The organism is Fluviicola sp. (assembly GCF_030151805.1).
Taxonomy (GTDB): domain Bacteria; phylum Bacteroidota; class Bacteroidia; order Flavobacteriales_D; family Crocinitomicaceae; genus Fluviicola.
In genome coordinates, this window is the sequence record NZ_JASLCN010000120.1 from 1 (window position 1) to 4,156 (window position 4,156).

At 40.4% G+C, this 4,156-nt stretch carries 6 protein-coding genes; all 6 read right to left on the bottom strand.

Going from position 1 to position 4,156, the window contains the following annotated elements; translation table 11 throughout:
- A partial coding sequence (locus tag Q1V93_RS04590; protein WP_300662111.1) for a hypothetical protein occupies positions 1 to 121 on the bottom strand: 121 nt, incomplete at its 3' end.
- A 69-nt stretch (positions 122 to 190) separates the two neighbouring features.
- Positions 191 to 1,291, bottom strand: coding sequence for a glutamine-hydrolyzing carbamoyl-phosphate synthase small subunit (carA, locus tag Q1V93_RS04595; protein ID WP_300662104.1), 1,101 nt, complete (start codon positions 1,289 to 1,291; stop codon positions 191 to 193).
- 175 nt (positions 1,292 to 1,466) lie between these two features.
- Entirely contained in the window at positions 1,467 to 2,030 is a 564-nt protein-coding gene (gene rplQ, locus Q1V93_RS04600) for a 50S ribosomal protein L17 (RefSeq protein WP_300662105.1), read from the bottom strand.
- Between the two features lie 91 nt (positions 2,031 to 2,121).
- Positions 2,122 to 3,114 carry a DNA-directed RNA polymerase subunit alpha gene (locus tag Q1V93_RS04605; RefSeq protein WP_124744441.1) on the bottom strand — a complete coding sequence of 331 codons (993 nt, stop codon included), beginning with the start codon at positions 3,112 to 3,114 and terminating at the stop codon, positions 2,122 to 2,124.
- Between the two features lie 139 nt (positions 3,115 to 3,253).
- The gene (gene rpsD, locus Q1V93_RS04610) at positions 3,254 to 3,862 is read right to left on the bottom strand and encodes a 30S ribosomal protein S4 (protein ID WP_300662107.1); all 609 of its coding nucleotides are present in this window, start codon (positions 3,860 to 3,862) and stop codon (positions 3,254 to 3,256) included.
- Between the two features lie 82 nt (positions 3,863 to 3,944).
- Positions 3,945 to 4,156 (bottom strand): 30S ribosomal protein S11 (rpsK, locus tag Q1V93_RS04615; RefSeq protein WP_300662109.1); only part of this gene is annotated, 212 nt, incomplete at its 5' end.

Consider the following 4,156-nt stretch of genomic DNA (forward strand, 5'->3'; position numbering starts at 1 on the left):
CTCCCGAAGGAACCGCAGCTCTTCCAACTGCTCCATTGGTAGTGTAAACGTCTACTTCTACTGTAGGATTACCTCTTGAATCTAAAACTTGTCTTCCGACAATGCGTGCGATATAAGTCATGTTTTTATTTGTTGAAATAATTAGTTACTGGTCATTTGGTCCGCACTCATGTTTGTCCCTGTCGAAGTATTACTTCGTTTGTTTCATATTATGAATAAACTGGTCGAATAAATAGCGTGAATCATGTGGACCTGCCGATGCTTCCGGGTGATACTGCACGGAGAATACCGGTTTGTCCGTAAACATGATTCCAGCGATTGTCTGATCATTCAAATGTTCGTGAGTCACTTTGATTCTCGGGTTGGATTGAATGCTGTCTTTCGCAATTACGAATCCGTGATTCTGAGAAGTGATTTCTCCTTTTCCTGTCAGTAAGTTCATAACCGGATGATTGATTCCACGGTGACCGTTAAACATTTTCTCCGTTTTCAATCCCTGACTCAATCCCAGGATCTGATGTCCCAGGCAGATTCCGAATACCGGTGTTCCCCATTCTACCAATTCCTTCACCAAAGCGATTTCATTTGGCATTGCAGATGGATCTCCGGGACCGTTCGACAATAAATATCCGTCCGGATTAAATGCTTTCAATTCTTCAACGCTGGTATTCATCGGGAAGACTTTCACAAAACATCCGCGTTCAACCAAACAACGGATAATGTTTTTCTTCACTCCGAAATCAAGCAATGCTACCCGGAACTCTGAGTTTGAATCTCCTACTTCGTAAGCAACAGTTGTTGCAACTTTGGAGGATAGTTCCAAACCATCCATCGACGGAACTTCTTTTACTTGTTTCAACAATTCTTTCTCATCCAGTATTTCAGATGAAACAATCGCATTCATCGCACCTTTGTGGCGGATATGACGAACCAGGGCTCTTGTATCGATATCTGTGATTCCAACTTTTTCGTTTTCTACCAGGTAATCCTGTAAACCGGATGTAGCAGAAGTTCTTGAAAAGTTGTTTGCGAATTTTTTGGTAACCAAACCGGCAATTTTCACCGATTCCGATTCAACTTCTTCCGGATTCACACCATAGTTCCCGATGTGGGATGTCGTCATGACTAGTATTTGTCCGTAATAGGAAGGATCTGTGAACACCTCTTGATAACCGGTCATTCCGGTGTTAAAGGCAATTTCTCCGGTTGTTGTACCTATCTTCCCGGTTGCTTTGCCATAAAAAACTGTTCCATCCTCCAGGACCAGGAGCGCAGGCTTGCGTTCTTCCATATACTAAAATGTTTTTGCAAAATTAGGATTTCTATTTCAACTTCAAAAATATCGTTTATAAAAAAAGGGCATCCGTTAATAAATGGATACCCTTTTTATAATGATCTAAGATCTAAGAATTGGTTTTTTGACCGCGTTAACGCTTGTCCCACCAAATCGAAAGCAATGCTTTCTCTTATTCTTCATCCTTTTTTTCTTCTTCAGTTGAACCTGCTTCTTCAGAAGGTGTTTCTTCAGTTGCTTCAACTAACGGAGCCTCTTCAACTACCACTGCTTCTTCTACTGCCTCAACAGCTTCCGTTTTCTTTGCAGTTGTTGTAGCACCACCACGACGAGAACGACGAGTTGTTGTTTTCTTCGCATCTCCAGAAGTGTATACTTCGTTGAAGTCTACCAATTCGATCAAACACATTTCAGCATTATCACCTAAACGGTAACCTGTGCGGATAATACGTGTGTAACCTCCCGGACGATCAGCAATTTTAGGAGCAACTGTTCTGAATAATTCAGTTACAGCCTCTTTGCTTTTCAGGTAAGAGAATGTAGTACGACGATTGTGAGTTGTGTCGTCTTTTGATTTTGTTAAAATCGGTTCAACATATACACGCAAAGCTTTTGCTTTAGCAATTGTAGTTGAAATTCTTTTGTGCTCGATTAACGAACAAGCCATATTGGATAGCATTGCCTGTCTGTGTGCAGACTTTCTTCCAAGATGATTTACTTTTTTACCGTGTCTCATGATATTAAATTTCGTAAGTAACGGTTAGTTGGAACTTATATCGCTTTATCCCAACCACCTATTACGACATTATTAAAAACTATTTGCGATACTAGTCTTTGTCTAATTTGTACTTAGCTACGTTCATTCCGAAGTTCAATCCTTTGGAATCAACTAAATCTTCCAACTCAGTCAATGATTTTTTACCGAAGTTACGGAACTTCAATAAGTCATTTTTGTTGTAAGAAACCAAGTCTCCTAATGTTTCTACATCCGCTGCTTTCAAACAATTCAGAGCACGAACCGAAAGGTCCATATCTACCAATTTTGTTTTCAACAATTGACGCATGTGCAAAGATGTTTCATCAAACTCTTCAGTCTCAGATTTCACCTCACTATCTAAAGTGATGCGCTCATCGGAGAACAACATAAAGTGATGAATCAAGATTTTTGCTGCTTCTTTCAAGGCATCTTTCGGATGAATAGATCCGTCAGTAGTCAATTCCAAAACCAATTTCTCGTAATCCGTTTTTTGCTCTACGCGGTAGTTTTCAATCGTATATTTTACGTTTACAACCGGTGTAAAGATGGAATCGATAAAGATCGTTCCAAACGGAGAGTTTCCAGTTTTGTTTTCTTCAGCAGGAAGGTAACCACGTCCTTTGATGATTGTCAATTCCATCTCCAATTTAACAGAGCTTTCCATGTTACAAATCACCAAATCCGGGTTCAACACCTGGAATCCAGATGTGAATTTACCCAAATCACCTGCAGTCAACTTATCCTGACCAGAAATAGAAACAACGACTGTTTCATTATCTGTTCCTTCGATTTGCTGCTTGAAACGAACTTGTTTCAAGTTCAAAACGATTTCAGTAACGTCTTCAACCACACCTTTCAACGTTGCGAATTCGTGGTCTACACCTTCGATACGCACTGAAGAAATAGCATAACCTTCCAATGAAGAAAGTAAGATACGACGCAATGCGTTTCCTACAGTGATCCCGTATCCTGGCTCAAGCGGGCGGAACTCAAATTGTCCTTTACGCTCGTCCGACTGGATCATAATTACCTTGTCAGGTTTTTGAAAATCTAAAATTGCCATTTGTTTTTCTTCTTTTTAATTGTTTTGCAGTTGCGCGGTTTAAAAGAGCGAAGAAAGTCTCATAAACCCTTTGGCCACAAACCAAATTGATAAATAATCGTAAAATGGAGCCTATGCAGGCTCCATCTCTTGATGCTAATTACTTAGAGTATAATTCGACGATCAATTGTTCCTTGATGTTCTCAGGAATCATATCGCGGGAAGGAACACTCAAAAACTTACCAGTTTTAAGAGAAGCATCCCAATCCAACCAATCGTAACGTTTGTTTGATGCTGTCAATGAAGACGTAATTGCCTCCAAAGATTTTGATTTTTCACGTACACTAACTACATCACCTACTTTCAACGTGTAAGATGGAATGTTTACCACTTCACCGTTAACAACAATGTGTTTGTGAGTTACCAACTGACGAGCAGAACGACGAGAAGGAGCAATTCCTAAACGGTATACTGTGTTATCTAAACGCATTTCGCACAATTGCAACAAGTTCTCACCTGTAATACCTTTCATGCGGGATGCTTTTTTAAACAAGTTCGAGAATTGACGCTCTAAAATTCCGTAAGTGTACTTCGCTTTTTGCTTCTCACCTAACTGGATTGCGTATTCTGATTGTTTTCCTCCTCTACGCTTCGAAGGACCATGTTGTCCCGGACCGTAGCTTCTTTTGTCCAGCGCTTTATCTGGACCGAAAATCGGGTCGCGGAAACGACGTGCAATTTTCGATTTTGGACCTGTATATCTTGCCATACTATAAAATATAAAAGGGGGATTATGAATTAAGGCTTTCCTTCGATAATCATGGTCCCCTTTTGATTAAAAATACTGAATATTAAACGCGACGTCTTTTTGGAGGACGACAACCGTTGTGAGGAAGTGGAGTTACATCAATGATCTCGACAACTTCGATACCATGATTGTGAATTGCACGGATTGCTGATTCACGACCAGCTCCCGGTCCTTTCACAAATACACGCACTCTACGTAATCCGAAGTCATGTGCATCTAAAGAAGCACATGACTTCGGATTACGTAGAGTGCGTG

Coding starts and splice junctions, on each gene's coding strand:
- rplQ (WP_300662105.1), bottom strand. CDS start 2,030: ATGAGACACGGTAAAAAAGTAAATCATCTTGGAAGAAAGTCTGCACAC.
- rpsD (WP_300662107.1), bottom strand. CDS start 3,862: ATGGCAAGATATACAGGTCCAAAATCGAAAATTGCACGTCGTTTCCGC.
- carA (WP_300662104.1), bottom strand. CDS start 1,291: ATGGAAGAACGCAAGCCTGCGCTCCTGGTCCTGGAGGATGGAACAGTT.
- Q1V93_RS04605 (WP_124744441.1), bottom strand. CDS start 3,114: ATGGCAATTTTAGATTTTCAAAAACCTGACAAGGTAATTATGATCCAG.